Origin of the sequence: Sandarakinorhabdus sp. (assembly GCF_032115815.1) — a bacterium.
In the GTDB taxonomy this organism is placed as follows: domain Bacteria; phylum Pseudomonadota; class Alphaproteobacteria; order Sphingomonadales; family Sphingomonadaceae; genus Sandarakinorhabdus.
This window is the reverse complement of record NZ_JAUMBI010000266.1, coordinates 1-3896: the sequence shown is the minus strand read 5'-3', so window position 1 is coordinate 3896 and position 3896 is coordinate 1. Positions and strand designations below refer to the sequence as shown.

4 protein-coding genes are annotated in these 3896 nt (G+C 63.8%); 2 read left to right on the top strand and 2 right to left on the bottom strand.

All coding sequences use genetic code 11. The features are described from left to right. Window positions 1-743, top strand: a 743-nt coding sequence (locus RT662_RS15195; protein ID WP_313671532.1) for an SDR family NAD(P)-dependent oxidoreductase, incomplete at its 5' end; no start/stop codon positions are given. A gap of 34 nt (window positions 744-777) precedes the next feature. Here the strand turns inward: RT662_RS15195 and RT662_RS15190 are convergent. Next, the gene (locus RT662_RS15190) at window positions 778-1569 is read right to left on the bottom strand and encodes a helix-turn-helix domain-containing protein (RefSeq protein WP_313671531.1); all 792 of its coding nucleotides are present in this window, start codon (window positions 1567-1569) and stop codon (window positions 778-780) included. Between the two features lie 99 nt (window positions 1570-1668). Here RT662_RS15190 and RT662_RS15185 point away from each other — a divergent pair, with 99 nt between their 5' ends. Then, window positions 1669-2829: a sensor histidine kinase gene (locus RT662_RS15185; RefSeq protein WP_313671530.1), complete on the top strand. Its 1161-nt coding sequence runs from the start codon at window positions 1669-1671 to the stop codon at window positions 2827-2829. A 57-nt stretch (window positions 2830-2886) separates the two neighbouring features. Here the strand turns inward: RT662_RS15185 and epmA are convergent. After that, window positions 2887-3896: EF-P lysine aminoacylase EpmA (gene epmA / locus RT662_RS15180; RefSeq protein ID WP_313671529.1), on the bottom strand; the 1010-nt coding region annotated here is incomplete at its 5' end.

Below are 3896 nucleotides of genomic sequence, written 5' to 3'. Positions count from 1 at the left end.
TGATTGCCGCCGGGCCGGGCGCTGAGGCGTTTTTGGGCAAGGCGGTGATGCTCGGCGCGCGCAGCGGCCTCATGGCGGAGCGCATCACCTTGCCGGCGCGCGGCCTGCGGCCGGTTCCCGAAGGTTTGACGTTGGCCGAAGCCGCCGCCTTTACCGTGGGCGCGCTCACCGCCTGGGTGGGGCTGGTGGAACGCGGGCGGCTGCAACCGGGCGAGCGCGTGCTGGTCACCGGCGCTGGCGGCGGCATGGGCCGGGCGGCGGTGCAACTGGCCGTGCACATGGGCGCGCAGGTGGTCGCGGTGGCCTCATCCGAAGCGCGGCTGCAACTGGCGCGCGAAGCTGGCGCACACGAGACGTATCTGGTGGACCGGGAGCACCCGCAGATCCCGGTGAAAGATATCGATCTGGTGTTCGATCCCGTCGCCGGGCCGCTGGTGATGCCGCTGGTGAAATGCCTTCGCCGCGGTGGGCGTTATGCGATCATCGGGTTCGTGGGCGGGCGCGGGGAAAGCGTGCCCTTGAACCGGCTGCTGCTGAAGGAAATCGCCCTGATTGGCGTGCGCGCCGGTGAACAGGGCCGGCAGGACCCGGCGGCCGGGATGCGCCATATCCAGGAGATCGATGCGCGGGCGGTGCACATGAAACCGCACATCGGGCTGGAGTTGCCGCTGAGTGAGGTGCGCGCGGCCTTTGCGGCGATGGGGGAAGGCCGCATCGACGGGAAATGCGTGATCCGCATTTAAACTTCGTCAACCCGGCGTTCGGCGGGGTGACGAATTAGGGCGCAAACGCCGCCCGCGTTACGTCATCCGCCGGGAACAGCAGTTCCAGCCGCAGATCGCGCACCGTCACATCTTCCGACGTGCCGCACTGGGCAACGACGGAGAGAAAGCTCATCAACCCGCCCAACCCGCGATAACTGACCGGCAGCACCGGCGAGCGCGTCCGCGAAGCTGGTCGATAGGGGTGACGGGCAGCGGCATTGCGGGTGACGGCGATCAGATCGGCCAGCACCGGATCATCGCCGGCCAGTGATTGCTCCAGTGCCAGCCGCTCCAGGCTTTCGTGCAGCACTTCCGGAAGATTGGCGATGAACTCAGCTGCGCGCGGATGGCAGGCAGTGAGGCGGAAAACGTTGGGCGGGCCGTGCCACCCCTCCAGCAACGGGCTCAGCATCGCCGCGGCCGACGCGCTGGCTTCCAGCACGTTCCAATGCCGGTCACACAGCAAGGCCGGAAACGGCGCATGGTTTTCCATCATCGTGGTCAGGATTTGCCGGAACGGCGCAATCGCGTCCGATGCCAACGGCGACGCCGGATAAGCCGAGGCAAAGCCCGCCGCATTGAGCAGATGATTGCGCGCCGAAAGCGGCAAGGCCAGTGCCTCCGCCAAGGTTAGCACCATATCCCGACTGGGCATCGCCCGCCCGGATTCCAGGAAGCTCACGTGTCGCGCACTCACCCCGGCATCGAGCGACAGCACCAGCTGACTCACCCGCCGGCTGCTGCGCGCCGCTTTCAGTGCGGTGCCGAACGGGCCGGGATCGTGGAGGTCGGGACGGGTAGCCATGGGCGTATCCTGCCACAGCGGTGCAGGCACGCAATGATGTGGGAGGTAAGGGCAGCGATGATGTTGGCGGCGGAATGACAGGGCTGGGAGGCGAACCTCATGCGCGCCGCTGCCCAAGCCAATTATCTGGAATGCAAAAATAATTCTGAATATATTATATGGGTACCACTACCTAGAGTAGTGCAATATATTGCCTGCGGCTTTTTTATCATGATAATCGGCGTTTACGGTGTTTCTGCGTATTGTCAGACGCAATCAAGGCAAGGTAATTTTTTGCGAATCAGGGTCATTGTTTTAGCGCGGGACGTGCTAATTGGTTTAATCTGCGCCGCCATGGCTGTCGCAGTGCGCCTGCTTATTGAAGATCTCTGGCAAGGCGTGATTTTCTTTCCGCTGGTTTTTCCGGCTGTGGCCGCAGCCACCTTGCTGTCGAACTGGCGCGCTGGCCTTGTGACCATTGCGGCATGTCAGACCGTGATCTGGTATTTCATGATGCCGATGAAAAATTCGTTCGTGCTGCCGAACACCAGTGGCGTCGTGTCGCTGATCCTGGCCACGGTGGCAGAGCTTCTGCTGCTTGTGATGGTCCACAAATTTCAGTTGAGCCGGCGCCGGATCATTGAACTCGATGCCTTGCGCATCGCCGATCTGGAGCTTGCCATCGAGGAGCTCGACCACCGAACGATGAACAATTTTCAGTTGGCAACAGCGCTGTTGTTGATCGAAGCAAAGCGTATCGAAGCCCGCGAAGCGTGCGAAGCGCTTGAGAGAGCCAGCAACCGTCTGCATGTCCTGGCCAGCGTTCACCAGAAGCTGCGGCACAGAGGCACGGACATCCGCTCACGTGACCTTGCGGCGCTGCTTGAGGAGATATTGGTCGCCGCCCGCGCAAACGCAGAAAGCAGTTCGGAAATATCAATCACATCCAACTTGAAATCGGTTTTTGTGCCAGCAGAACATGCCGTCAACACCGGTCTGATCGTGAACGAACTTGTGACCAACGCTTTGAAACATGCGTTTCCGGCCGGCAAGGGCGTCATTCACGTCACATTGGCCCCCCATGAGCACGGCTACCGTCTTGTGGTGATGGACAATGGCGTTGGGCGGACGCCGGAAGCGAATGCAGGCTCCGGATCGCGGCTGTTGCCGATGCTGGCCAATTCGGCCGGGGGCGAACTTTCGTACGGCGATGGCCCGGGCACGATGGCGATCCTGCATGTTCCCAGCATCGAGCGTCGCCGCGCTGCCTTTGCCGCTTGAGGGCAAGGCGGATCGCGCCGATGCTGATGCCGGCCTGCGCCAGAATGACAGCGACTTTCAGCCGGGGAACGGCGTCCAGATCACCTGCCTGATATCGGTGCCGCCCAGCGCCAGCAGGGCGAGGCGGTCGAAGCCGAGCGCCACGCCGCTGGCGGGGGGCATGTGGGCGAGGGCGGCGATGAAATCCTCGTCGATGGGGTAGCGGCGGCCGTAGAGGCGCTGTTTCTCGTCCATATCGGCCACGAAGCGGCGGCGCTGTTCGGCCGCATCGGTGAGTTCGCCGAAGCCGTTGGCGAGTTCGACGCCGCAGGCATAGGCTTCGAAGCGTTCGGCCCAGCGCGGATCGGCGGGGCAGGGGCGGGCGAGGGCTGCTTCGCACACCGGATAGTGGGTGAGGAAGGTGAGGCGGCCGTCGCCCAGTTTGGGTTCGATGGTGACGATGACGCGGCTGAACAGGTCGCTCCACGTGTCGTCGGGGCGCACATTCAGGCCGATGCGGGCCACTTCGGCGGCCAGTGCATCGCGGTCGTTCAGGCAAGCAGCCAGATCGATGCCGGCGTGGATGGCGAAGGCCTGTTCGCAGGTGAGCATTTCCGGTTCGGCCATCGCATCGCAGCTGCGGCCCTGCCAGCGCAGTGTGCCATTGCCGCCGGCAGCCTGCGCCGTCCGGGCCAGGGCGAGGGTGTCGGTGATCACCGCGGTCCAGTCTGCATGGGCGCGATACCATTCGATCAAGGTGAATTCGGGCGCATGCAACGGGCCTTGTTCACCATTGCGCCACACGCGGGCGAAATCGACGATCTGCGTTTCACCGGCGGCCAGCAGTTTCTTGGCGGCGAATTCCGGGCTGGTGTGGAGGTAGAGCGTCTGTTCCGTCCCGCCTTCCGGCCGCCAGGTGACCGGGAAGCCGTGCAGATGTGTCTCGTTGCCGGGGCTGATCTGTACCGCGCCGCATTCCACCGTGATGAAGCCCTGTTCAGCAAACCAGCCGGCCAGCGCGGCCTTCACGCGATTGCGGCCCTGCAGGAAGGGGCGGCGATCGGCGTGGATGTCGGCGTGCCAGAAGG

What these genes read in the sequence shown, in the direction of transcription:
- RT662_RS15190 (WP_313671531.1), bottom strand. Translation starts at nt 1,569, where the DNA reads ATGGCTACCCGTCCCGACCTCCACGATCCCGGCCCGTTCGGCACCGCA.
- RT662_RS15185 (WP_313671530.1), top strand. Translation starts at nt 1,669, where the DNA reads ATGCGCGCCGCTGCCCAAGCCAATTATCTGGAATGCAAAAATAATTCT.